This is a genomic window from Streptomyces glomeratus (assembly GCF_021462825.1).
Lineage (GTDB): Bacteria > Actinomycetota > Actinomycetes > Streptomycetales > Streptomycetaceae > Streptomyces > Streptomyces glomeratus.
The window spans coordinates 350,454-374,617 of record NZ_JAKEEB010000003.1 but is presented as its reverse complement, the minus strand read 5'-3'; the positions used below and the strand labels follow the sequence as shown (position 1 = coordinate 374,617).

Genomic DNA, 24,164 nt, shown 5'->3' with positions numbered 1-24,164 from the left:
TTCGTATGGACGCCGTACGGGTCGCGTTGCTGCGGGAAGTGCTCGCCGGGACCGAGTGGCTGGGTGCCACGCGGCGGTTCGCGGGGACCCTGCGCGGTTCCGTGGTGTCGCACGGGGGCGGGCTGCTGCTGGTCGGCACGGAGGAGTACGAGCCCTGGCACCTGGCCGCGCACCTGGTCGACGAGGCGGCCTGGTCGGGTATGCCGGAGCTGTCGCCGACGCTGGTCCGGCACGCCGCGCGGCCGTCGGATCCGGCGCATCTGGCGGTGGGGCTCGGGCGGCTGTCGGCGGCCCGGCGTGGGGAGACGCTGCTGGTGGTGTCGCCCGCCGCGCCGGGGGACGGGCTGCTGGAACGGGTCCATGACGCGCGACGGGCCGGGGCCACGGTGCTGGCGCTGGAGTCCGGGGACCGCGAGCTGGTGGCCATGGCGCACGAGGCGCTGACCGTGCCGGTGGACACGGACCTCGACCTGGACACGGTGCAGCACCTGGTGAGCGCGGCGGCCGGGGAGAACGCGCTGCCGGTTCCGCGGGGCCGCCGTCGCTTCCGGGACCGGTTGTCACGCCTGGCCGACCAGCTGACGTCACCGCCGCCGACACGCTGGTGAGCGCCCGGAAAACCGGTTGTCCCGGGCGCCGGGTCGGCTGAGCATGGCCCGCCGTGACCGAAGACACCTCCCACTGCCCGCCGGCTGCCTCGCACACCCCCACCTCGGCCCCGGACCCGCCCGCCGACGCGGAACCCGGCGCCCGGCCGCGCGCCCTGCTCCCCGACCTCGCGCCCTGGCGGGCCTCGGCGGACTTCCGCAGGCTCTGGCTGGCCGGGCTTATCACCAACTTCGGCAGCTTCCTGACCTTCGTGGCACTGCCCGTGCAGCTGAAGGAGCTCACCGGCTCCACGGCGGCCGTCGGCGCGATCGGGGCCGTGGAACTCGTCCCTCTGATCGTCTTCGGCCTGTACGGCGGTGCGCTCGCGGACGCCCTGGACAAGCGCAAGCTGATCGTCCACACGGAGGCCGGCCAGGGCCTGCTGTGCGCCGCCCTGCTGCTGAACGCGGTGCTGCCCGAGCCCCGGGTCTGGCCGCTGTACCTGGTCGCAGCCCTGACCTCGGCGCTCGCCTCGGTCCAGCGCCCCGCCCTCGACTCCCTCGTGCCGCGCATCGTCGCGCACGAGCATCTGCCCGCCGCCGCCTCGCTCAACTCCCTGCGCTGGACGGTCGGCGGGGTCGCCGGCCCGGCGCTGGCGGGTGTGGTGGTGGCGTATGCGGGCCTGGCCTGGGCGTACGCCGCCGACCTGGTGACCTTCGCGGTGTCCGTCACGCTGGTCGTGGGACTCGCCGCCTCCCCCGCGTCGCGCGAGGCGGCGAGGCCCTCGCTGCGGTCGATCGCGGAGGGCGCACGGTATGCCTGGAGCCGGAAGGAGCTGCTGGGCACGTACGTCGTCGACATCGCCGCGATGCTCTTCGCGATGCCGCTGGCGGTGCTGCCGTTCCTCGCGGACGAACTGGGGGCCGCGTGGTCGCTCGGGCTGATGTACGCGAGCATTCCGGCCGGAGCCCTGGTCGTGTCGCTGACCAGCGGCTGGACATCACGCATCCACCGGCACGGCCGGATGGTGGTCCTCGCGGCGGCGGGCTGGGGCCTGGCCGTCGCGGCGGCGGGGGTCGTGCGGAACGTCTGGCTGGTGCTGCTGTTCCTCACGCTCGGCGGCTGCTTCGACATGATCAGCGGAATCTTCCGCGGTGCGATGTGGAACCAGACGATCCCCGACGAGCTGCGGGGCCGCCTGGCCGGGATCGAGCTGCTGTCGTACTCGGTCGGCCCCCAGCTGGGCCAGGTCCGCTCCGGCGGGATGGCGGCGTGGCGGGGCGTCCGTACGTCGATCTGGTCGGGCGGCCTGGTGTGCACGGGCGCGGTGGCCCTGCTGGCCCTGTGCCTCCCGGCGCTGATGGACTACGACGCCCGCACCAACGAACACGCCCGTCGTATGAGGGCGCGGCGGGCGGGGACGGCGGGCTGAGGAGCGGCCCGCCCGCCCCGCCCGCTCAGTCGTCCTCCCGTTCGCCCGCGGGAGCGTCGTGCCAGCGGGGGTCGGTGTCCCACTCGTCGTTCCGCTCGCGCGCGATCTCCATCGCGTGTTCGGCCTCCCCGCGGGAGGCGTACGGCCCGAAGCGGTCCTTGGCCGGGCACTCCGGGCCCTCCTCGACCTTGCGGTGCTCCAGGCAGTAGTACCACTCTCCGGGCTTCCCGACCGTCCGCTTCTTGAACAGCGCCATTGCAGGAGCTCCTTTCACCAGGGCCCATGTTCCCGTAGACGCGCTGGATAGACTCGCTGGCATGTCTGGCCAGTCGCTGCTCGTACCAGGAGAGCTGTCTCCCACCCGTTCCGTGCCCGGAAACATCCGGCGCCCCGAGTACGTCGGCAAACCCGCGCCGACCCCGTACTCCGGGCCCGAGGTGCAGACCCCGGAGACCATCGAGGCGATGCGCGTCGCCGGTCGGATCGCGGCCCGGGCGATGGCCGAGGCCGCGAAGCTGATCGCCCCGGGCGTCACCACGGACGAGCTGGACCGGGTCGCGCACGAGTACATGTGCGACCACGGCGCCTATCCGTCGACGCTCGGCTACCGCGGCTTCCCCAAGTCGCTGTGCACCTCGGTCAACGAGGTCATCTGCCACGGCATCCCGGACTCCACGGTCCTGCGCGACGGCGACATCATCAACCTGGACGTGACGGCGTACATCGGCGGCGTCCACGGCGACAACAACGCCACGTACCTGGTCGGCGACGTGGACGAGGAGTCCCGGCTGCTGGTCGAGCGCACCCGCGAGTCCCTCGACCGCGCGATCAAGGCCGTCCGGCCGGGACGGCAGGTCAACGTCATCGGGCGGGTCATCGAGTCGTACGCCAAGCGGTTCGGTTATGGCGTGGTGCGGGACTTCACCGGGCACGGGATCAACTCGTCGTTCCACTCCGGGCTGATCATCCCGCACTACGACAGCCCGCACGCGACGACGGTCATGCAGCCCGGCATGACGTTCACCATCGAGCCGATGCTCACCCTCGGCACATACGAGTACGACATGTGGGACGACGGCTGGACGGTCGTCACGAAGGACCGCAAGCGTACGGCCCAGTTCGAGCACACGCTGGTCGTCACGGACACGGGCGCGGAGATTCTGACCCTGCCGTAGGCCCCCGACGCTCCGTCCGCGTCTGCGAGCCCGCTCCGCCCATGGAGCGGGCTCCGTCGTATGGAGAGGCCCCGGCATCCTGGGTACGGTCTTACCGACAGACTGTCGGCAAACCCGTGGAGGCCCCATGAACGCGCCGGACCCGTCCCGCACGGAGTTCTCGACGCTCCTGCGCACCGCGTCCTACGACCGCCACCGGGAAGCGAACACCTCGGCCTTCATCACCGATCTGCTCGCCGGCAGGCTCGGCATCGAGGCGTACGCGCGGTACACCGAGCAGCTGTGGTTCGTGTACGAGGCCCTGGAGGCCGGCGCCGAGCGGCTGGCCGGGGACCCGGTGGCCGGCCCCTTCGTACGGCCGGAGCTGTTCCGGCTGGCCGCGCTGGAGCGCGACCTCACGCATCTGCGCGGCCGCCGCTGGCGGGCCGGCCTCACCGCGCTGCCCGCGACACGGGCGTATGCGGCCCGGGTGCGGGAGTGCGCCGAGCAGTGGCCCGGCGGCTACGTGGCCCACCACTACACCCGCTATCTGGGCGACCTCGCCGGCGGCCAGATCATCCGCGACACCGCGGAGAGGACCTGGGGTTTCACCCGGAAGGGCGATGGGGTGCGGTTCTATGTGTTCGAGGGGATCGCCAACCCGGCCGCCTTCAAGCGGGCATACCGGGCACTCCTGGACGGGATCCGGGTGGACGACCTGGAGAAACAGCGGGTCGTCGCCGAATGCGAGCGGGCCTACACGATGAACACTGCGGTCCTGCGGGCCCTGGGCGAGGAGTTCCCGCAGAGCGCCTAGCCGGCGCCCGGCGGCCCTCAGCGCTCCAGGACGACCCGGCCCCCGACCTCGACCCATCCCTCCGGCTGCGGGGCCGTGAGGATCTGGGAACCCGCCCCCTGGCGGATGTTGAGCGCGCGGCCCAGCCGGGCCGTCAGCAGCAGGGCCGCCGCGCCCGTCGCCTCGTCCTCGTCGATGCCGTCGTCACGCCCGGGGAATCCTCGCGCCCTGATCCGGCCCGCCGCCACGTCTTCCCAGGCCCAGGCGTAGATCCACTCCCCTGGCGGCGGGACGTCCAGGGCGTCGACCTCGGCCGCCGTCGCGTACTGCCGCAGCGTGCGCGGCGGCGCCCACTCCGGGCGGGCCTCGATCCAGCTGAACTCGCCGTCCAGGCGCGCCTGCACCACCCCGGCCGGAGTGACGAGTTCCGGTACGTCGAGCAGCCAGGCCGCGCCTACACAGGGATGCCCGGCGAACGGCAGCCGCAGGGTGGGTGTGTAGATGTCGATGACGCCGCGCTCGGGGTCGTCGACGAACACGGTCTCGCTGAAGCCGAGCTTCGCGGCGAACGCCTGGCGGTCACCCCGCTCCGGGATCGCGGAACCGTCGCGAACGACGCCCAGTTCGTTGCCGTATGCACCGCGCGGTCCGCAGAAGACACGCAGCACGTCGTAGTCAGTCACGCGGGCATTGAAGCACCCCACGCCCGCTCGGCCGCCGTTCGACCGCGCCTCGGTCTCAGCCGTCGGCGGTCGTGATGAAGTCGTGCCTGTGATCTTTCTCGAAGGCCGAATCACGGCAGGGGTGGTTTTTAGTCAGGTAAGCCTCATGTAAGTTAGGGCAGCCTCACCGAACTGCCCCGCCCTGAGCCTGGAGCACCCATGCGAGCCGTCCGACTCTCCGTCGTCACCGCAGCCGCCGCGGCAGCCCTGACCACCGTCACGGCCTGCACCGCCAAGAGCGACGCCAAGGAAGGCGACGCGATCCAGGTCACGGCCGCCGACTCCACGTGCAAGACCTCCGCGAAGTCCGTGCCGGCCGGCCACGTGACGCTGAGCATCGAGAACAAGGGCTCGAAGGCCACAGAGGTCGAGATCGTGTTCCCGGACGACCGCATCGTCTCCGAGAAGGAGAACATCGGCCCGGGCACCAAGTACACGCTGACCGCCGAGGTCAAGGCCGGTTCCTACGAGATCGCCTGCCGGCCCGGTATGAAGGGCCACGGCGTACGGCAGAAGCTGACCGTCACCGGCGGCTCGGTGGCCAAGCGGGACCCGAGGCTGGACAAGGCCGTCGCCGACTACCGCGCGTACGCCCAGGACCAGGCGGACGAGACGCTGCCCCGCGTCGAGGCCTTCGTGAAGGCCGTCAAGGACGGCGACCTGGAGGCCGCGAAGAAGGCGTACGCGCCCTCCCGCATCGGCTGGGAGCGCACCGAACCGGTCGCGGAGTCCTTCGGTGACATCGACCCGAAGGTCGACACCCGCGCCGACGGCCTGGAGCAGGGCCAGAAGTGGACCGGCTGGCACCGGCTGGAGAAGGCCCTCTGGCAGGACCAGAAGATCGGCGCCGAGGAGAAGACCCTCGCCGACCGGCTCGTCACGGACCTGAAGGACTGGCAGAGCCGGGTCGGCAAGGCCGAGATCACCCCGACCTCCATGGCCAACGGCGCCAAGGAACTGCTCGACGAGGTCGCCACCGGCAAGGTCACCGGCGAGGAGGACCGCTACTCGCACACCGACCTCGTCGACTTCAAGGGCAACGTCGAGGGCGCGCAGAAGGCCTACGAGCTTCTCAAGCCGGTGGCGCAGAAGAACGACGCGGCACTGGTCACCGAGCTGGACAAGCAGTTCACGGCGCTGAACGCGCTGCTGCACAAGTACCGCACGGACAAGACCTCCTACGACTTCGTCTCCTACGACAAGGTCGGCAAGGACGACCGCAAGGAACTCTCGGACGCGGTGAACGCGCTCGCCGAGCCGCTGTCGAAGCTCGCCGCCGCGGTTGTGAAGTAAGGAGCCAGGACCATGACGGACACGACCGCTCCGGAGACCACCGCTCCGGAGACCACCGCCACCTCCTCTCCCGCCCCCTCGCGACGCGCCCTGATCGGCTGGGGCGGCGCGGGACTCGCGCTGGGCGCCGCCGTGGCCGGCGGCGCGGTGGCCATGACCCGCACCGGCGACGACGTGGACCCGGCGGGCGCCACGACGGGTGCCGCCGTCGAGTTCCACGGCACGCATCAGGCGGGTATCGCCACGCCCGTCCAGGACCGGCTGCACTTCGCCGCGTTCGACGTGAAGACCGACGACCGCGCCGAGTTCGTGCAGATGATGAAGGACTGGACTGCGGCCGCGCGGCGGATGACGGCGGGCCAGGCGGTCGGTGGGGGCGCCTACGGCGGGCTCGCCGAGGCCCCGCCGGACGACACCGGTGAGGCACTGGGCCTCAAGCCGTCGCGGCTGACGCTGACCATCGGCTTCGGGCCGTCGTTCTTCGAGAAGTTCGGGCTGGGCGGCAAGCGGCCCGACGCGCTGGTCGATCTGCCTCCGTTCCCGGGCGACAATCTCGACAAGTCCCGCACCGGCGGCGATCTGTGCGTCCAGGCCTGCGCGGACGACCCGCAGGTCGCCGTGCACGCGATCCGCAACCTGGCCCGGATCGGCTTCGGCAAGGTCGCCATCCGCTGGTCGCAGCTCGGCTTCGGCAAGACCTCGTCGACCACCCCGGACGCCCAGACGCCCCGCAACCTCATGGGGTTCAAGGACGGCACCCGCAACATCGCGGGCACGGAGACGGACCGGCTGAAGAAGTTCGTGTGGGTCGGCGACGGCGACGGGCCCGGCTGGATGACGGGCGGCTCCTACCTCGTGGCCCGGCGTATCCGCATGAACATCGAGACGTGGGACCGCACTTCGCTGCAGGAGCAGGAGGACGTCTTCGGCCGCGACAAGGGCGAGGGCGCTCCCGTCGGCAAGGCGAAGGAGCACGACACGCCGTTCCTGAAGGCGATGAAGCCCGACGCGCACGTACGGCTCGCGCACCCCGACTCCAATGGCGGGATCACGATCCTGCGCCGCGGCTACTCCTTCACCGACGGCACGGACGGGCTCGGCCGCCTGGACGCAGGTCTGTTCTTCCTCGCCTACCAGCGCGATCCCCGCAAGGGATTCATCCCGCTGCAGCGCAAACTGTCGGCGTCCGACGCGCTCAACGAGTACATCCAGCACGTCGGTTCGGCCGTCTTCGCCGTGCCGCCCGGCGTCCGCGACAAGGACGACTGGTGGGGCCGGACCCTGCTGTCCGAGGAGGCGTAGCCCGTGTTCTCCAACTATCTGATCGGCCTGCGCGAAGGGCTGGAGGCCAGCCTCGTCGTCTGCATCCTGATCGCCTATCTGGTCAAGACCGGCCGCAGGGACGCCCTGAAGCCGATCTGGACCGGCATCGGCATCGCGATGGCGCTCGCGATGGGCTTCGGCTGCGTCCTGGAATTCGGCTCGCAGGAGCTGACGTTCCAGGCGCAGGAGGCGCTGGGCGGCTCGCTGTCGATCATCGCGGTCGGCCTGGTGACCTGGATGGTCTTCTGGATGCGGCGCACGGCACGGCATCTGAGGTCCGAACTGCACGGCAAGCTGGACGCGGCCCTCGCGATGGGCACGGGCGCGCTGGTCGCCACCGCGTTCCTGGCGGTCGGCCGGGAGGGCCTGGAGACCGCGCTGTTCGTGTGGGCGTCGGTGCACGCGGCCAGCGACGGCACCCCGCGCCCGCTCATCGGCGTCGCCCTGGGTCTGGCCACCGCGGTCCTGCTGGGCTGGCTGTTCTACCGCGGTGCCCTGAAGATCAACCTCGCCAAGTTCTTCACCTGGACCGGCGGCATGCTGGTCGTCGTCGCCGCGGGCGTCCTCGCGTACGGCTTCCACGACCTTCAGGAGGCCGGCTGGATCCCGGGTCTGACGGACCTGGCCTTCGACATCAGCGGTGTCATCCCGCCGGACAGCTGGTACGGCACCCTGCTCAAGGGCGTCTTCAACTTCCAGCCGGACCCGACGGTCGTCCAGCTGACGATCTGGGCCCTGTACCTGGTTCCGACCCTGGCCGTCTTCCTCGTCACCCCGGAGCTCATCGCCCGGCTGACGGGCCGGCAGGCGGACGAGGCGGCCCCCGCGGTCGAGACGAAGGTACCCGCGTCCGAGTGACGCAGGCGGGTTGGGGAACCCCCCGCCCGCCCGGCTCCCCGCCCCGGTAGGGTTCGCCTCCGGGAAGGGGAAGGTGAAGGTCACTGATGAGCAGGGATCGCGGGGATCGCAACCCTCGAACGTTTCGTCGTCGCAGCCGTTTCGCCCTGGCGGCGGCGCTGGCCGCCGCTGTGTCCATGGGGGCGAGCGGCTGCGTCGTCGTCCACGGCGAACGTGAGGTCGTGCCGACGGCGGCCAGGGCGGAGGCCGCCCGCGCGCTCAAGGACTTCCTCGCCGCCTACAACAAGGCGGACAAGACCTACGACCGCTCGAAGGACGCGGACCGGGTCGCCGGCGCCCTCGCCGACATCGACGCCGGCAAGCTGGAGGCGGGGCACACGAACAACCCGGGCGGCAATCCCGGCCATTCCCCGCTGACGCTCACCGACGCCAGGTTCACGATCCCGAAGAAGGCCGGCTGGCCCCGCTGGTTCGTCGCGGACACCCACGCCAACAAGGGCAGCGCGGACGCCCATTGGCTGCTCGTCTTCACCCGTTCCGGCCCGGACAAGGTGTGGGCGGTGTCGTATCTGACGATCCTCGCGGCGAACGACGTGCCGGCGTTCGAGACGGACAAGGACGGCTGGGCCAAGCCCGTCACCGCGGACGACGCGGCGCTCGCCGTGCGCCCGCGCCGGCTCCCGGCGGCGTACACCTCGTATCTCCACAGCGGCGGCGAAGCCTTCGCGCCCGGGCCGCACACCTCACAGTGGCGGGCCAGCCGGCTGGCGGACGCGCGCAAGCCCGGGCTGGCCCGGCAGTACATCGACCAGCCGCTGACGAACGGCGCGTACGCCCCGGTGGGGCTGCGCACCACCGACGGCGGCGCGCTGGTGTTCTTCGCCACGCGCCACTACGAGAAGCAGACGGCCGCGCGGGGCGTGAACATCAACATCACCGACGCGAACATCAAGGCTCTGGTGACCGGCGAGGTCAAGCAGTCGCTGACGCTTCAGTTCATCTCGAACCAGGCGGTGCTGGACCCGGCGCGGGGCAAGGTGAAATTCCTGAGCCGGGTGCAGGGGCTGACCGGGGCACAGGGCGAGTAGCCGCCCCGGCGCTCCGGCTCAGTGGTGGTGCGGCCAGCCCGCGAGCCGGTCCTCGGGGGCGTCCCCGGCGTACCGGGCGCACGCGTCCGTCAGGTGCTCCAGCAGGCTCAGCGGATCCGGCAGCGCGTGCTCCGGCCCCCGTACCCACTCGACCGTGAGCTCACCGGGCAGCTGCGCGGGCGGTACGAGCACGTACGAGCCCCGGCAGTGCCAGCGCAGGCCCGGATGCTCGTCCATCGTCTCCGGGTGGCAGTCCAGCGCGCACGGCCACCACTCGTCCTCGTCCTCGGGGGTGCCGCGGGTCAGCGTGAAGAACAGCATGCGCCCGTCGCCGGTGGCGGCGACCGGTCCCACCTCCACGCCGGAGACGAGCATCCGCTCCAGGGCCTCCTCGCCGGCCTCCCGCGGGACGTCCAGCACGTCGTGCACCATCCCGGTCGCGGTGATGAAGTTCGCCTGCGGCTGGTGCCGGGCCCAGCGCTCGACCTGCGCCCGGTCCGTCGTGGACTGGGTCTGCCAGGCGAAGGAGACGGGGTGCCGGGCGGGCGTGGGACAGCCGATGCGGTCGCAGGAGCAGCGGTAGCCGACGGGGTGCGCGGCGGGCGCGAGCGGCAGTCCCGCGGCGGCGGCAGCCAGCAGCATCGCCTCACGGCCGCCGTCGGCGTCCTCCTTGAGACGGGCGGGACGGCGTCCACGCAGCCACTGGGAGATCCTGCCCTGCCCGCCCGCGCGGCGGCCGAACTCTGCGCTCATCTATCCCCTCGTCTCACTGCCGTGGTCGGGAATCATCCCCCCATCGTCCCACCATCCTGAGCCCCGGGTGACCGGGGCCCCCAACCGGGGTAGCCGGGGCGATGCCAACCGCGAGCCGGTATGAGAGGGCATTGCGGGATTTACCACTATGTGTCCGGCGGAGGGGAAGGCCGAGAGGTGCCCGACGGAGTGCCCTTTCGCACCGCCGTACGACCGGCCCGACGACGACCGGCCCGACGAGACCGGCCCGATGAGACCGGCCCGTTTCGTGCGGCGCGGTTGAGGGCCTGTGCGTCAGTCCTCGTGCGGTGGGGGCCAGGGGGCGCCCCAGTGCGTGTCTCGGGCCGCCCGGTAGAGGGGGCCGTGGCGTTTGGTCACGGTGTCGCGGTGCAGGGACTCCTCCGGGCCGCACAGGTCGAGAAGCACCTGGCCCTTGCGGATCTGCGGTCTGCGGACGACCCGGGAGCGGGCCGGCCGCACCGGGAAGCGGGCCGCGGCGACATAGCTGAACTTCTCGTCCTCGTACGCCAGGGAACCGCCCTTGACCTGGCGGTGCAGCGAGGATCGGCTGACCCGGGCCGAGAAGTGGCACCAGTCCTCGCCGGGCACGATGGGGCAGGCCGCGCTGTGCGGGCAGGGCGCGGCGACGCGGAATCCGGCGCCGATCAGACGGTCGCGGGCCTCGATGACGCGGGCGTAGCCGTCCGGGGTGCCGGGTTCGACGACCACGACGGCCTGCGCGGCGGCCGCGGCGGCGTCGACGACCGCGGCACGGTCACCCTCGGTCAGCTCGCCCAGGACATAGGAGACCGTGACGAGATCGGTGCTCTCGAGGGAGAGTCCCGATCCGATACGAGAGCGGTGCCAGGCGGCGGTCGTCAGCGCCGGGTTCGCGGCGGCGATCTCCCGGCCCAGCGCGAGCGCGGGCTCGGCCCAGTCGAGCACGGTGACCGGGCGCTGCCCGTCCCAGGTCGCGCTGACGGCCCAGGTCGCCGCACCCGTGCCGCCGCCGATGTCCGTGTGGCTCCCCGGCGTCCATCCGGGCACGGCGTCGGCGAACGCCGCCAGCGCCGCTGACACCGCCTCGAACGTCGCGGGCATCCGGTAGGCGGCGTACGCGACCACGTCCGAACGGTCCCGCAGCACGGGCGCGTCCGTCGGGGTGCGCCCCCGGTAGTTGACGATCAGCCGCTCCACGGCCTGCGCGGCCTGCTTGGGCGGAAGCCCGTCGAGCAGTCCGGCGAGCGCGGCGCGAAGGGTGTCGGCTGGGGAGACGGGGGCGTTCACCCACCGATTCTCTCAGGTGCCCCGGATCGCCCGCGCCAGCCGGTCCCCCGCTGCGACCCGCAGCCGGTGGTCCGGGTCCCGGCGGCGGGGATGGACCGTGTTCGCGAGGAGGACGAGGAAGGTGTCCGTCGCGGGGTCCAGGACCAGGGACGTGCCCGTGAATCCCGTGTGGCCCGCCGCGCCCCGGCCCGCCAGCGCGCCCATGAACCACGGCTGGTCGACCGCGAAGCCCAGGCCCGGCGCGGTGAGCATCAGCTCGACGAAGTCGGGGCCCAGGATGCGGGCGGGTCCGTGGGAGCCGCCGGACAGCAGGGCGCGGCAGAAGACGGCCAGGTCCCGTGCCGTCGAGAAGAGGCCCGCGTGCCCGGCCACACCACCGAGCGCCCACGCGTTCTCGTCGTGGACCACCCCCCGCAGCATGCCCCGGTCCGTCTTGGCCCAGGGCCGCCGCTGGTCCTCCGTGGCCGCCGCGTCCGGGCACGGCCCGAAGCCCGTGGCCGTCATCCCGAGCGGGCGGGTGATGCCGTCGCGGACGAGTACGTCGAGGGTGCGGCCGGTGATGCGCTCCAGGACGTACTGCAACAGCAGCAGGTTCAGGTCCGAGTAGCGGTGGGTGCCGGGCGCGGCGGCAGGGGCCTCCGCGCGCAGCAACGCCAGCCGGGCCGCAGGCGAAGGACAGTCGTACAACGGGAGTTCGGGCCGCAGTCCGGAGGTGTGCGTGAGCAGCTGCCGTACGGTGATGCCGTGTTCCGCGGCCGCGTGGAACTCCGGCAGGTACGACGCCACGCGCGCGTCGATGCCGAGCGTGCCGCGCTCCAGCTGCTGCATCGCGGCGACCGCGGTGAAGAGTTTGGTGAGCGAGGCCAGGTCGAAGGGCGTGTGCACGGTCATCGGCACCCGTGCCTCGGGCGGCAGTTCGACGCCCCGGTCCGTCTCCGCGTCGTACGCGGCGTAGCGGACCGCCCAGCCCGCGGCCTCCTCCAGGGCGATCACCGGGCCGCGCCCGGCGATCACCACGGCACCCGCCGCCCAGGGGCGCTCCCCGCCGACGGCGTCGTGGAGGTCCCGGACGACAAGACGCAGTTCCTCCGGATCGAGCCCGGCCCTCTCCGGGGTGTCGATGCGCAGTCTCGGCGCGCTCAGCTCTCCTCCCCCACTCTCTCCACGCCCGCGCGTGTGCGGGTGTTCCAGGGACGGCACAGTGCCATGAAGCAGGTGGCGGCCACCAGTGCGGCCGCCAGTTGGACGAGGGCCATCGGGACGGCGGTGTGCTCGCCCGCGACCCCGACGAGCGGCGAGACGACGGCGGCGATGAGAAAGGAGGAGGTGCCGAGCAGCGCGGAGGCGGACCCGGCGTGGTGACGGGTGCGCATCAGGGCCAGCGCCTGGGTGTTGGGGAGGGTGAAGCCCATCGCCGTCATGAGGACGAAGAGGGCGGTGGCGACCGGGGCGAGCCCGACGGGCCCGAGGACGCCCGTCGCCATCAGCAGCAGCGTGGCCGCGGCGAGCGTGACGACGGTGAGGCCCGCCGCCAGCACCTTGTCCAGACCGACCCGCCCCACCAGGACCTTGCCGTTGATCTGCCCGGCGACCACGAGCCCCACGGAGTTGAGGCCGAACAGCAGGCTGAAGGTCTGCGGGGAGGCGCCGTAGATCTCCTGGACCACGAACGGGGAGGCGCTGATGTAGGCGAAGAGCGCGGCGAAGGCGAAGCCGCCCGCGACGGTGTAGCCGGTGAAGGCGCGGTCCGCGAGCAGGGCCCGCACGGAGCGCAGGGCCGCGCCCACTCCCCCGCCTTGCCTCCCTGCCGGGGGAAGCGTCTCGGGCAGCCTTGCCCAGACCAGCGCGGCGAGCGCGATCCCCACGGCCGTGAGGACGACGAAGACACCCCGCCAGTCGGTGACGCGCAGAATCTGGCCGCCGATCAGCGGCGCGACGATCGGCGCGGCCCCGGAGATCAGCATGAGGGTGGAGAAGAACCGGGCCATGGCCACGCCGTCGTACAGATCGCGGACGACGGCACGCGCGATCACTATCCCGGCGGCGCCCGCAAGCCCCTGCACCAGCCGGAAGGCGACGAGCGCCTCGACGGAGGGCGCGAGCGCGCACAGCGCGGTGGCGACGACGTAGACGGCCAGGCCCGCGAGCAGCGGGCGCCGCCGTCCCCACTTGTCGCTCATCGGGCCGACCAGTAGCTGGCCGAGCGCCATGCCGGCGAGGCAGCCGGTGAGGGTGAGCTGCACGGTCGCGGCGGGCGCATGCAGGGACGTGGTGACCTCCGGCAGCGACGGGAGGTACATGTCCATCGCCAGCGGGGGTGTGGCGGTGAGGCCGCCGAGGAGGAAGGTGACGAGGAGACCGGTGCGGCGGAGCGCGGCATCGTCCCGGGCGGGGGCCGCGGCTCCGGCGGTCGGCGGGGGCGCGGCGGAGGCCGTCGCCTCCGCCGCGGGTATGTGGCCTTCCGGCTCGTTGTGGTGCGGCGTGGTGCGGCCACGCTCGGGCATGTACCCCTCCCTCTCCTCACGGTCCGCCCTCCATGCTCTCAGCTCCTTCGGGGTGGCAGGCGTAGCGGTCGCGAAGGCGCTCCTTGCGTTGCGGGATCCATGACGGACGGGACAGCCGGATAGCGGTCGGTCAGCGCGACATCGGCGACGCGGCGACCGGGCTTTGGGCGATCGTTCAACCTACACAAGCGGAATATAAAACTCCGCACCATGCGGGTAGGTGGCGGGCTTATGCTCGATACTCCTCCACCAAAACTTCACAGTTGAAGTGGTGGGATTCCGGACCACTCCAGGGGGGTGGCAGCCGTTCCGCGGACCGGCAGGGGGTGGACCCCGCATGGGACCGCGGGGTGCGCACGGATCGCGGAACGGCTGCCCGCACATCGTCGGTGTGCCCGCCGCCCCTCGACGGCGTCCGGTGACACCCGCGTCAACGCCGGTGACGCCCCTCCGCCGCCTCCCGCCGCCGGCGTCCCCGCAGCGCGTACGCCCCGCCGGCCAGCAGCGCCAGCACTCCCGAGGCCCCGCCGGCCAGGCCCCATGACGAGCTGTCACGCGCGGTGGCATCCCCGGCGCCCGGCGCTTCCCCGCGCCCCGCCCTGGCCGGCGCGGGCGTCGCCTTCGCCCCGCCCTCGCTGAGCGGCTCCACCAGCACGCCCACGGCCCGGGCGGTCCCCGCGTGCGCGAAACCCCAGTCGAGCAGGGCGGCGGTCTCCTCGTAGACGCCGTTGCCGCCGGGCTCGGGGTGCATCACGGTCACGAGAAGGGTGCGGCCCCCGCGGGTGGCGGCCCCCGTGAAGGTGTTGCCCGCGTGACTGGTGTAGCCGTTCTTGACGCCGATGATGCCCTGGTAGGTGCCGAGACCCCACGCGCCGGTCAGCAGGCGGTCGGTGTTCTGGATCTGGAAGGTCTTCCTGCCGCCCGCCGGGAAGTCGGCGGTCCTGGTGGCGCAGTACCCGCGGAAGTCGGCGTTCTTCAGGCCGTGGCGGGCGAACAGAGTGAGGTCGTACGCCGAGGACAGCTGTCCCTTGTGGTCGAAGCCGTCGGGGCTGACCACATGGGTGTCGAGGGCCTGCAGGTCCTCGGCCCTGGCCTGCATCTCGGCGACGGTCTTCTCGAGCCCGCCGTTGAGGTGGCTCAGCACGTGCACCGCGTCGTTCCCGGAGCGGAGGAAGACACCGAGCCACAACTGCTCCACGGTGTAGGTGATTCCGGGCTTGATGCCGACGAGACTGGAGCCCGCGGGCACGTCCGCGAGTTCGGCGTCGGTCACCCTGTGGGTCAGGCTCCGCTCGAACTTCCCGACCACGGTGTCCGCGAACAGCATCTTCAGGGTGGAGGCGGGCGGAAGCCGCCGGTGGGCGTTGTACGCGGCCAGCACCTCGCCGCTCGCATGGTCGGCGACGAGCCAGGAGCGGGCGGTGAGTCTCCTCGGCAGGCCGGCGGCGGCCCCCTGCACCTGCACGCCCGAGCCGCCGAGGCGTGCACCGCCGACGGTCGCGGAGCGCCCGGGACTTGCCCGGACGGGCGCGGCGACGGTCAGCGGCGCGGCGGCGGCGAGCCCGAGAACGGCACGCCGCGACACGCGCGCGCCACGAGGGGGGAACGAAGCGGAATCACGCACCCCGGGACCGTACAAAGGGAGCCTGTGGCAGCACGCGACGGGGTGACAAAGGGGCGGCAAAGGCCGGGTCATGACGGGGTCACCACGGGGAGTGCCCGGCGGCGTGCCCCGGCCCGTGCGGGCCCTGCCACCCGAACGGCACCGTGGGCGGGCCGTGTGCGAGTGGGCGATGGGACGGTGGGAACGCGGAGCAGGAACGGTTCCTGTTGTCTGGCCCGGGAGTGATCGTGGACTGTGTCGACCGACGTGACGTGGGACTGCTTCTGCTCCGGCTGGGCGCCGGCGGCGTGCTGGCCGCCCATGGTGCGCAGAAGCTGTTCGGCTGGTTCGGCGGCGGCGGTATCGAGGGCACGGGGCAGTTCATGGAGTCCGTGGGCTACCACCCGGGGAAGGCGAGCGCGACGGCGGCCGGGCTCGCGGAGGCGGGCGGCGGGACGCTGCTGGCGCTCGGCCTCGCGACACCGGCGGCCGGCGCGGCGGCGGCCGGCGCGATGGCGGGGGCGGCGGCGGTGCACGTGCCCAGCGGCTTCTTCGCCCAGAGCGGCGGCTACGAGCACGCGGCGACGCTCGGCCTCACGGCGGCGGGCCTGGCGATCAGCGGGCCCGGCCGGCTCTCCGTGGACGCGCTGTTCGGGCATGCCGTGAACCGCGACTGGATGGTCCCGGCGGCCTTCGCGGTGACGGCGGCGGCCACGACACTGGTGATCGGGACACGGAACAAGCGGCTGCGGAGGCAGAGGGAAGGGGAGCAGGAGACCCTGTTCGACGAGTAGCCGGAGAGCGTGTCCGGGGAGCGCCGGCCGCATGGCACGCTGCGGGTATGAACGAACACGGCGCCCCCGCGGACCTCTGGGACTCGATCGGCCGGCTGCACGCCTGGCTGGACACGCACCGCGCGCAGGGCGGCGCGGACGGCCTGCTGCTGCGGGTCCTGAAGCTGTCGGAGGAGGTCGGCGAGGTCGCCCAGGCGGTGATCGGCGCGACGGGGCAGAACCCCCGCAAGGGCACGACGCACAGCTGGGAGGACGTCCAGGCGGAACTGTGCGATGTGGTGATCACGGCCCTGGTGGCGCTGCGCACGATGACCCCGGACGCGCGCGAGGTGTTCACGACCCATCTGGAGCGCGTCACAACACGCTCGCTGGGCGCGCCGGACGGGGGTTCCTGAGTCGCTCGGGGTTCCTGAGGCGCTCCGGCCCCTTGGAGGTCACGATGCACCGACGCCTCGGACAAGGAGATCCGAAACGACAGACGAGTCGGGCTGTACGCCGGGTTCTGTACCGGGGGTCCTCGCGGGCCCCTCGGTGACGGCCATCCATCTAGGGCCGACGTTGCCGCCGGCCTCGTGCGGTCTACCCGCGGACTCGGGCGGGCAGCCCTCAAGCGTCCGCGCAGAGCCGCCTGTGAGGGCGGCTCCTTTTGACCTTGCTCCAGGTGGGGTTTACCTAGCTGCCCAGGTCACCCTGGGCACTGGTGGTCTCTTACACCACCGTTTCACCCTTACCGAGGACCGAGATCCCCGGCGGTCTGTTTTCTGTGGCACTGTCCCGCGGGTCACCCCGGGTGGCCGTTAGCCACCACCCTGCCCTGTGGAGCCCGGACGTTCCTCGGGGAGGTCCAGAGAACCTCCACGCGGCCGTCCGCCCGGCTCGTCTGCCGTGACGACCATGGTACCGGGCCCACGCCCCGGCCGCTCCGGCGGCCAGAGGAACCCCTTCGTCTCCAGCTCGAAGGCGAAGGGCTCCGGAAGGGCCGGCGGCTTGCCGAAGGGCAGGGTGCGGTGCCGGCGGTAGTCGTCGTCCTCCGGGTCGCTGAACAGCGTGACCGAGGAGGCGTCGCGGTCGGCCAGCAGGTAGGGCGGGATGCCGCCACGGGCATGGCAACGGCGTCTGGTCTCGCGGTCGTTGCGTGGCTTGGTGGAGGTCACCTCGAGAACCATCGCCACACCGTGGCAGGGCGTCCAGGAGTCGGCACCCCGGAAGAGCCGCAGCTCCCTGGGTGCGAACGTGCCGTCGGGGATCACGTGATCCCTCGGCCGGCCGCCACCGCTCGTCAGCATCAAGCCCTTGTTCCCGGAGAACTGCATGGGCGTGCGGGACCTCCCGTACACCTGGTTCACGATCAGCTCGATGTAGTCCTCGTGATCCCCGTCCGGCAGCGGTGTCACAACGATCTCCCCTCGATCGGTTCGGCCCGGAAGCCCTCCGGGGTGTCGAGGGCCGGGAAGATCTCCGGCAAGCCCTCCGCCGGCGTGCGCGGGATCGGGAACCGTCCCCTCGATGGTGGCGCATGGGCACGCTCTCCGTCAGGGACGCACGGGGTGAGCACGCGCGCGTCAGGGGGCGGACGTCCGACCCCGTACGCTGGCGCGGAGCCCGAGAGAAGGAGAACCCGTGCTGGTCCTGCTGCCCCCGTCCGAAGGCAAGGCTCCGTCGGGGAACGGTGCCCCCTTGCGGCCGGAGTCGCTGTCGCTGCCCGGACTGGGCGCCGCGCGGGAGGCCGTGCTCGGCGAGCTGGTCGAGCTGTGCTCGGGGGACGAGGACAAGGCGCGCGAGGTGCTCGGGATCGGCGAGGGCCTGCGCGGGGAGATCGCCAAGAACGCCGCGCTGCGGACCGCGGGGGCGCGGCCCGCCGGGGAGATCTACACCGGTGTGCTCTACGACGCCCTGGACCTCGCCTCCCTGGACGCGGCGGCCGGGCGGCGCGCGGCCGGGTCCCTGCTTGTCTTCTCCGGTCTGTGGGGCGCGGTCCGCGTGACGGACCGGATTCCCTCGTACCGCTGCTCGATGGGCGTCAAGCTGCCCGGGCTGGGCGCACTCGGCGCGTACTGGCGTACACCGATGGCCTCCGCCCTGCCGGAGGCGGCCGGCGACGGGCTGGTGCTCGACCTGCGCTCGTCCGCCTACGCGGCCGCGTGGAAGCCGAAGGGCGAGGTCGCCGGGCGGACGGCGACCGTGCGGGTGCTGCACTCCCGCATGGTGGACGGGGTGGAGAAGCGGTCGGTGGTCAGCCACTTCAACAAGGCCACCAAGGGGCGGATCGTCCGCAGCCTGCTGACGGCGGGGGCCGTCCCGGCGGACCCCGCGGAGCTGGTGGAGGCGCTGCGGGACCTGGGGTATGCGGTGGAGGCCGAGGCGCCGGTCCGGGCGGGGAAGGCCTGGTCGCTGGATGTGGTGGTGACCGAGATCCACTGAGCGGCGTCTGTCGTATTGCATTCTCTGCAACGTTGATTGCACCACCTGGTTGCCCTCGGCAGGATGAGGCCATGACCTCGCCCCTGCCCTCCTCACCCCTGCCCTCGTCTCCCTCCCCCGCCTCCGTCCTCGGCCTCGCCCCCGTCGTCCCCGTGGTCGTGGTGACGGACGCCGCCGATGCCGTACCGCTGGCGCGGGCCCTCGTGGCCGGCGGGCTGCCCGCGATCGAGGTGACCCTGCGGACGCCGGCCGGGCTCGAGGCGATCCGGGCGATCGCCGCGGAGGTCGAGGGCTCGGTGGTCGGGGCCGGGACGGTGCTCACTCCCGCGCAGGTCGGCGAGTGCGTGGCGGCGGGCGCTCGTTTCCTGGTCAGCCCGGGGTGGACCGACGCGCTGCTGACGGCGATGCAGGCGTCCGGGGTGCCGTTCCTGCCAGGGGTCTCGACGGCCTCGGAGGTCGTCGCGCTCCTGGAACGGGGCGTCACGGAGATGAAGTTCTTCCCGGCGCAGGCGGCGGGCGGCACGGCGTTCCTGAGGTCGCTGGCCGGACCGCTGCCACGGGCCCGGTTCTGTCCGACGGGCGGGATCGGCCCGGTGAACGCCCCGGAGTACCTGGCGCTGCCCAACGTCGTCTGCGTGGGCGGGACTTGGATGGTTCCACAGGACGCGATCGAGGCGCGGGGCTGGGCGAGGATCGAGGGGCTGGCTCGGGAGGCCGCCGCGCTGCGGGCGTAGCGGCTCGGCGGGCGGACCCGCAGGCCGCCCGCTCAGCGCAGGTGGGACGTGTCGTTGAGGAGGCGGACGCTCGCGTTGCCGTCCGCGTAGTACGCCACCGCCGTCAGGGAGGCCGCCGACAGCTCCATGCGGAACAGCGCCTGAGGGGGTGCCCCGAGGGCGAGGCGGACCAGCGTCTTGATCGGCGTGACATGCGAGACGAGCAGCACCGTGCGGCCCGCGTACGAGGCGACGAGCCTGTCCCGCGCGGCGGCGACCCGGCGGGCGACGGCCTCGAAGCTCTCTCCGCCTCCGCTGGGCTCGGCCTCGGCGTCGCGCAGCCAGGCGTCCATGTCGTCCGGGTACCGCTCGCGGACCTCTCCGAAGGTGAGGCCTTCCCAGGCGCCGAAGTCGGTCTCGCGCAGCCCGTCGTCGACGTCCACCTGCACGCCGAGGCGGTCGGCCACGATGGCTGCGGTCTCCCGGCAGCGCGCCAGCGGTGACGAGACGACGGCCTGGACGGTTCCCCGCGCGGCGAGCACACCGGCGGCCAGTTCCGCCTGGCGCCGGCCCACGTCGGACAGCGACGGATCGCTGCCACCGCTGCCGGAGAACCGCTTGAGCGGGGTGAGCGGGGTCTCGCCGTGCCGCAGCAGCACGAAGGTGGTGGGGGTGCCGAGATCGGGCGGGGCCGAGGCGACGTTGCGGGCGGCCCGCACATCGGCCGTCGCGGAACCACCGCCGTGAGCGGCCTCGGCGGCCTCGGCGGCCCCGCCGGCGGCAGTCGTCGCCGAACCGCCGGGACGGGCGGCCTCGCGGGTGGCGGCCGGGGCGGCGGTGGCGGCTGCCAGGGCCGCACGGGCGCGGGCCGCGCCCGCGGCCGCGTCGCCCGGCGGGCCGGCCGGCTCGGGGGCCGTCACCCGGTGGGTGTCCAGCTCCGCGGTGGACCGGGCGGCTTCCCACCGCTCCCCCCGGCTCCCCGCGTCCATCGCCTCGTTGGCGAGCCGGTCCGCGTGCTTGTTCCGCTCGCGCGGGATCCACTCGTAGGTGACCTGTCCGGCCGGGAAGAGGGCAGCCGCCTGCATCGCCAACGGCTTCATCGCCGGATGCTTGATCTTCCAGCGGCCCGACATCTGCTCCACGACCAGCTTGGAGTCCATACGGACATGCACCCGAGCGGCCGGGTCCAGTTCATGGGCCGCGCGCAGCCCGGCCAGCAGCCCCCGGTACTCGGCGACGTTGTTGGTGGCGGTCCCGATGAACTCGGCCCGCTCGACGAGCGTTTCACCCGTCGCCGCGTCCCTTACCACGCTGCCGTACCCCGCGGGCCCCGGGTTGCCCCGGGAACCGCCGTCGGCCTCGACGATGAACTCCCGCACGCGCAACGCCTCTTACAGGCCGGACTCGGACGTGCGCACCAGGATGCGGCGGCAGTTCTCGCAGCGGACGACCGTGTCGGGGGCGGCCGCGCGGATCTCGTTCAGCTCGGTGATCGCCAGCTCCTGGCGGCAGCCCTGGCAGGTGCGCTGGTACAGCTTGGCCGCACCGATGCCGCCCTGCTGCCCGCGCAGCTTGTCGTAGAGCTTCAGCAGGTCCGCGGGCACCGAGCCCGAGACGACCTCGCGCTCCTTGGCCACGGTCGCGGCCTCGCCGTCGATCTCCTCCAGGGCCGCGTCCCGGCGCGCGGTCGCGTCGTCGATCTTCGACTGCACGGACGCGACCCGCTCCGTCAGCTCGGCGACCCGCTCCTGCGCGGACTCGCGGCGCTCCATCACCTCCAGGACGACGTCCTCCAGGTCGCCCTGCCGCTTGGCGAGCGAGGCGATCTCGTGCTGGAGGTTCGCCAGGTCCTTCGGGGAGGTGACCGCGCCCGAGTCGAGGCGCTGCTGGTCACGGGCGGCGCGCTGGCGCACCTGGTCCACGTCCTGCTCCGCCTTGGTCTGCTCGCGGGCGGTGTCGCTCTCCTCGGTCTGCGCGGCCACCAGCAGGTCGCGCAGCTGCGTGAGGTCCTTGGTCAACGACTCGATCTCGGCGTGCTCGGGCAGGGACTTCCGCTTGTGGGCGAGCTGCTGGAGACGCACGTCCAGAGCCTGTACGTCGAGGAGTCGGATCTGGTCGGCGGGCGCGGCGTTCAGTTGGGGGCTCCAGGGGTTTTCGTATCGGAGGGGGCGCGCGAAGCGCTCCCTGGAAGGGCGTCGGCGGACGCCGCGTGGGCGGTCCAGGGGTCGGTGACCGTCTTGGAGACGTGGACGCGCAGGTCCCATCCGTGCCGGTCGGAGATCTCGTCGAGCTGGGCGGCGGCCAGCTCGCACCAGGGCCATTCGGTGGCCCAGTGCGCCGCGTCGAGCAGCGCGAGAGGACGGTGGGCGCGCCCCGCCATGAACTCGGACGCCGGGTGGTGGCGCAGGTCCGCGGTGAGGAAGGCGTCGACGCCGGCCGCGCGGACCTCGTCGAAGAGGCTGTCGCCGGAGCCGCCGCTGACCGCGATCGTGCGGATGACGGCTTCGGGGTCGCCGGCCACCCGGATGCCCTGCGCGGTGGCGGGCAGCCGCTCGGCGGCACGGGCGGCCAGCTCGCGCAGGGGCAGGGGGTGGTCGAGTTCGCAGACGCGGCCGAGGCCCCGGCGGCCCTCCGGGTCGGACGTGTCCGGTACGAGGGGGCGTACGACCCGCAGGTCGAGTGCGCCGGCGAGCGCGTCGCTGACACCCGGGTCCGCCGTGTCCGCGTTGGTGTGGGCCACGTGCAGGGCGATGTCGTTCTTGATCAGGGTGTGCACGACGCGGCCCTTGAAGGTGGAGGCCGCCACCGTGGTCGTACCGCGCAGATAGAGCGGGTGATGGGTGACCAGCAGGTCCGCGCCCAGTTTCACCGCCTCGTCGACGATCTCCTGGACCGGGTCCACGGCGAAGAGGACGCGGGAGATCTCCTGGTCCGGATCGCCGGCGACGGTGCCGACCGCGTCCCAGGACTCGGCCCGCTCGGCGGGCCACAGGGTCTCCAGCGCGGCGATGACTTCAGACAGACGGGGCACGGGGAAAAGGCTACCTGCCCCGGGTCCCTGCCCCACCGGTCACGGGTGATTTCCGCAGGCCGGGCTCCGGAGGCCTCCCCCCGCGGCCGGGTGAGGCCCGCGGCCGGGGGGTGCAGGCAGCCGAGGGGCTCAGGCAGCCGGAGGGCACAGGCGGCAGGGACGCGCAGGCGGCAGGATCCGGCGGCCGTCGGATGCCGAGGCGGCGGCGGAGGCCGGTGAGGGAGGCCGGGGGAGGGAGGGGCGGGGTTGTGTACGGGCGTCACGCGCGCCCCTTCGTGCAGCACACCCGCCCCGGTTTCCTCAGGCGATCGGCCGCACGAACACCCTTATGTGTGAAACGCCCGTCCTCGCATGCCACGTCCGTGCGTACGAAACTAGCTTCGTCGCCGGAGGTGACCGAACGATGACGGCCTGTGCCTACACGTCCGCCACGGCGGACGGAACCGAGTGGGCGGCCCGGCCCGGATGCGTGATCACCGCGGACGGGTCCTACGCGGCCCGCCTCGCCCTGGACGGCGAGTCCTGGTACCCGGAGCGCTGGACCCTGGACGGCCCCGAGCCGTACGCCGTACCGCTGCCCGGCAACCAGCCGGAGGAACCCGGCACCGAGGTGCAGCCGCTGGCCGACGGCCGCGTGCTGATCCATCGCCTCGTGGACGGGCGCCACGTGTTCTCGCTGCTGTATCCGGCCGGGCCCGGGACCGGGGAGCTGCCGCTGGGCGCGGTGGGCGGCCCCTGGGAGGAGACCCGGCTGCGGCTGCTGCCGCCCGCGCCGACGGGGGACCGCGCGTTCGCGCTCGCGGTGGGCCCGCACTCCACAACGGTGTGGCTGGTGGCGGGCGGGGCGGGCGGACCCGAGCGCCTGGCGGAGCTGCCCGGGCACTGCTCGGGCGGGGTATGGCTGGACCGTACCGGCCGGATGCTGGCCCTGGACCGCACGGCGGACGGGGGTCCCACGAAGACGGTGGTGGTGGATCTGGCGCGGGGGGAGGTGTCGCCGCTGCTGGAGATCGCGGACGGCAGCCATGACCGGCTGCTGCTCGCGGATCCGGACAGCGGGCTGCTGCTGATCGGCTCGGACGCCCCCTCACCCGGCCGGGAGCGGCTCGGCTGGGGAGTGTTGGGCAGCACGCTGCCGGTGCGCTTTCCCGACTGCCTGGGCCTGGACTGCCCGGTGACCCCGTTCGCCATCCAGCCGGGACAGGTGCTCACACCGGAGAGCTGTGCGGTGGCGCTCAGGGTCGATGGGGCGGCGGGCAGTTGGGTCGGGGTCTGGCGCCCCGCGCACCGTCGGGTCCTGCATCTCGCCGCGCCCGAGGGGTGGTTGGCGGGAACGGGGCTCTGGACCCGGGAGGGGGTGCTGCTGCTGCCGTTCACGACGGATGGGGTGCGGTGCGGAGTGGCACGGCTGGAGCCACTCGCGGCGATGGCCGGGCCTTCGGCGCGGGGACCGGGCGAGTGGCCCGCCCCACACTCCGCGTGGCCCGAAGCACCGCGTCCGCTGCCGGGATCGGCGCAGTGGGAATCGGCTAGGCCGGGATGGGCGGAGGCGGAATCGACGGACGCGGAGTCGGCGGACCTGAAATCAGCGGACGTGAAATCAGTGGACGTGGAATCAGCGGGGTCGGGGCCGGTGCGGCCGGTGCCCTTGCAGCAGGCTCCGTTGCCACAAGCACCCTTGCAACAGGGACCGTTGCCACAGACCCCGTTGCCACCCGCCCCGCTGCTCCGCCCGTCCCCGCCACGCCCCCGCAAGGCCCCCGCGTCGACCGGGGTCTTTCTGCGCCGCGCCCTCGCGCAGACA

At 72.8% G+C, this 24,164-nt stretch carries 22 protein-coding genes, 1 other RNA gene and 2 pseudogenes; 13 read left to right on the top strand and 12 right to left on the bottom strand.

Going from position 1 to position 24,164, the window contains the following annotated elements; all coding sequences use genetic code 11:
• Positions 1–5 precede the first annotated feature (5 nt).
• Positions 6–608, top strand: a complete 603-nt coding sequence (locus tag LZ604_RS05545; protein ID WP_234513029.1) for a hypothetical protein — start codon at positions 6–8, stop codon at positions 606–608.
• Between the two features lie 155 nt (positions 609–763).
• Positions 764–2,020 carry an MFS transporter gene (locus LZ604_RS05540; protein WP_234513112.1) on the top strand — a complete coding sequence of 419 codons (1,257 nt, stop codon included), beginning with the start codon at positions 764–766 and terminating at the stop codon, positions 2,018–2,020.
• A 25-nt stretch (positions 2,021–2,045) separates the two neighbouring features.
• Here the strand turns inward: LZ604_RS05540 and LZ604_RS05535 are convergent, their stop codons facing one another.
• Entirely contained in the window at positions 2,046–2,276 is a 231-nt protein-coding gene (locus tag LZ604_RS05535) for a hypothetical protein (protein ID WP_234513027.1), read from the bottom strand.
• 61 nt (positions 2,277–2,337) lie between these two features.
• On the opposite strand from LZ604_RS05535, the gene map reads away from it, so the two are divergent.
• Both map and LZ604_RS05525 read left to right on the top strand, forming a co-directional pair.
• Positions 2,338–3,195: a type I methionyl aminopeptidase gene (gene map, locus LZ604_RS05530; RefSeq protein ID WP_234513026.1), complete on the top strand. Its 858-nt coding sequence runs from the start codon at positions 2,338–2,340 to the stop codon at positions 3,193–3,195.
• 127 nt (positions 3,196–3,322) lie between these two features.
• Positions 3,323–3,991 carry a biliverdin-producing heme oxygenase gene (locus tag LZ604_RS05525; RefSeq protein ID WP_234513025.1) on the top strand — a complete coding sequence of 223 codons (669 nt, stop codon included), beginning with the start codon at positions 3,323–3,325 and terminating at the stop codon, positions 3,989–3,991.
• A gap of 17 nt (positions 3,992–4,008) precedes the next feature.
• On the opposite strand, the gene LZ604_RS05520 is transcribed toward LZ604_RS05525, so the two are convergent.
• The gene (locus LZ604_RS05520) at positions 4,009–4,653 is read right to left on the bottom strand and encodes a PhzF family phenazine biosynthesis protein (protein WP_234513024.1); all 645 of its coding nucleotides are present in this window, start codon (positions 4,651–4,653) and stop codon (positions 4,009–4,011) included.
• A gap of 198 nt (positions 4,654–4,851) precedes the next feature.
• Here LZ604_RS05520 and efeO point away from each other — a divergent pair, with 198 nt between their 5' ends.
• The 4 genes from efeO to LZ604_RS05500 all read left to right on the top strand — a co-directional run bounded on the left by efeO (position 4,852) and on the right by LZ604_RS05500 (position 9,254).
• A complete protein-coding gene (gene efeO / locus LZ604_RS05515) occupies positions 4,852–5,985 on the top strand; it encodes an iron uptake system protein EfeO (protein WP_234513023.1) in 1,134 nt (377 codons plus the stop codon).
• Between the two features lie 12 nt (positions 5,986–5,997).
• Positions 5,998–7,287, top strand: coding sequence for an iron uptake transporter deferrochelatase/peroxidase subunit (efeB, locus tag LZ604_RS05510; RefSeq protein ID WP_234513022.1), 1,290 nt, complete (start codon positions 5,998–6,000; stop codon positions 7,285–7,287).
• Positions 7,288–7,290: 3 nt separating this feature from the next.
• On the top strand, positions 7,291–8,166 hold the full coding sequence (gene efeU, locus LZ604_RS05505) for an iron uptake transporter permease EfeU (RefSeq protein WP_234513021.1): 876 nt from the start codon (positions 7,291–7,293) through the stop codon (positions 8,164–8,166).
• Between the two features lie 86 nt (positions 8,167–8,252).
• Positions 8,253–9,254 carry an SCO2278 family lipoprotein gene (locus LZ604_RS05500; protein WP_234513020.1) on the top strand — a complete coding sequence of 334 codons (1,002 nt, stop codon included), beginning with the start codon at positions 8,253–8,255 and terminating at the stop codon, positions 9,252–9,254.
• 18 nt (positions 9,255–9,272) lie between these two features.
• Here the strand turns inward: LZ604_RS05500 and LZ604_RS05495 are convergent, their stop codons facing one another.
• The 5 genes from LZ604_RS05495 to LZ604_RS05475 all read right to left on the bottom strand — a co-directional run bounded on the left by LZ604_RS05495 (position 9,273) and on the right by LZ604_RS05475 (position 15,494).
• On the bottom strand, positions 9,273–10,007 hold the full coding sequence (locus LZ604_RS05495; RefSeq protein ID WP_234513018.1) for a bifunctional DNA primase/polymerase: 735 nt from the start codon (positions 10,005–10,007) through the stop codon (positions 9,273–9,275).
• Between the two features lie 294 nt (positions 10,008–10,301).
• On the bottom strand, positions 10,302–11,294 hold the full coding sequence (locus LZ604_RS05490; RefSeq protein WP_234513016.1) for a small ribosomal subunit Rsm22 family protein: 993 nt from the start codon (positions 11,292–11,294) through the stop codon (positions 10,302–10,304).
• Positions 11,295–11,306: 12 nt separating this feature from the next.
• The gene (locus LZ604_RS05485; protein ID WP_234513014.1) at positions 11,307–12,494 is read right to left on the bottom strand and encodes a serine hydrolase domain-containing protein; all 1,188 of its coding nucleotides are present in this window, start codon (positions 12,492–12,494) and stop codon (positions 11,307–11,309) included.
• Entirely contained in the window at positions 12,434–13,798 is a 1,365-nt protein-coding gene (locus LZ604_RS05480; protein WP_234513013.1) for a multidrug effflux MFS transporter, read from the bottom strand. The genes LZ604_RS05485 and LZ604_RS05480 overlap by 61 nt, the downstream gene beginning before the upstream one ends.
• Before the next feature lie 430 nt (positions 13,799–14,228).
• On the bottom strand, positions 14,229–15,494 hold the full coding sequence (locus tag LZ604_RS05475; RefSeq protein ID WP_234513012.1) for a D-alanyl-D-alanine carboxypeptidase family protein: 1,266 nt from the start codon (positions 15,492–15,494) through the stop codon (positions 14,229–14,231).
• A 155-nt stretch (positions 15,495–15,649) separates the two neighbouring features.
• Between LZ604_RS05475 and LZ604_RS05470 the strand changes: the two genes are divergently transcribed.
• Positions 15,650–16,195 (top strand): DoxX family protein, encoded by a 546-nt coding sequence (locus LZ604_RS05470; protein ID WP_234513011.1) that lies wholly within the window; start codon positions 15,650–15,652, stop codon positions 16,193–16,195.
• Between the two features lie 47 nt (positions 16,196–16,242).
• Positions 16,243–16,590 (top strand): MazG-like family protein, encoded by a 348-nt coding sequence (locus LZ604_RS05465; protein WP_234513010.1) that lies wholly within the window; start codon positions 16,243–16,245, stop codon positions 16,588–16,590.
• Positions 16,591–16,670: 80 nt separating this feature from the next.
• Here the strand turns inward: LZ604_RS05465 and rnpB are convergent.
• Positions 16,671–17,074, bottom strand: an RNA gene (gene rnpB / locus LZ604_RS05460) — RNase P RNA component class A.
• Positions 17,075–17,130: 56 nt separating this feature from the next.
• Positions 17,131–17,684 (bottom strand): annotated as a pseudogene (locus LZ604_RS05455) (Uma2 family endonuclease); the annotation flags it as partial.
• A gap of 131 nt (positions 17,685–17,815) precedes the next feature.
• Here LZ604_RS05455 and yaaA point away from each other — a divergent pair.
• Together yaaA and eda are read left to right on the top strand one after the other, a co-directional pair.
• On the top strand, positions 17,816–18,616 hold the full coding sequence (gene yaaA / locus LZ604_RS05450; RefSeq protein ID WP_234513009.1) for a peroxide stress protein YaaA: 801 nt from the start codon (positions 17,816–17,818) through the stop codon (positions 18,614–18,616).
• 71 nt (positions 18,617–18,687) lie between these two features.
• A complete protein-coding gene (gene eda / locus LZ604_RS05445) occupies positions 18,688–19,350 on the top strand; it encodes a bifunctional 4-hydroxy-2-oxoglutarate aldolase/2-dehydro-3-deoxy-phosphogluconate aldolase (protein WP_234513008.1) in 663 nt (220 codons plus the stop codon).
• A gap of 32 nt (positions 19,351–19,382) precedes the next feature.
• Here the strand turns inward: eda and LZ604_RS05440 are convergent, their stop codons facing one another.
• From LZ604_RS05440 to LZ604_RS05430, 3 genes are read right to left on the bottom strand one after another with little or no spacing between them, the layout of a single operon-like run.
• Complete coding sequence (locus LZ604_RS05440; RefSeq protein WP_234513007.1) at positions 19,383–20,708, bottom strand: bifunctional RNase H/acid phosphatase; 1,326 nt, start codon at positions 20,706–20,708, stop codon at positions 19,383–19,385.
• A gap of 12 nt (positions 20,709–20,720) precedes the next feature.
• The gene (locus LZ604_RS05435) at positions 20,721–21,464 is read right to left on the bottom strand and encodes a zinc ribbon domain-containing protein (protein ID WP_234513111.1); all 744 of its coding nucleotides are present in this window, start codon (positions 21,462–21,464) and stop codon (positions 20,721–20,723) included.
• Positions 21,461–22,360 carry a Nif3-like dinuclear metal center hexameric protein gene (locus LZ604_RS05430; RefSeq protein WP_234513006.1) on the bottom strand — a complete coding sequence of 300 codons (900 nt, stop codon included), beginning with the start codon at positions 22,358–22,360 and terminating at the stop codon, positions 21,461–21,463. Before LZ604_RS05430 ends, LZ604_RS05435 begins: the two co-directional genes overlap by 4 nt.
• A 403-nt stretch (positions 22,361–22,763) precedes the next feature.
• Here LZ604_RS05430 and LZ604_RS05425 point away from each other — a divergent pair.
• Positions 22,764–24,026: pseudogene (locus tag LZ604_RS05425) on the top strand (hypothetical protein); the annotation flags it as partial.
• Positions 24,027–24,164: the final 138 nt, after the last annotated feature.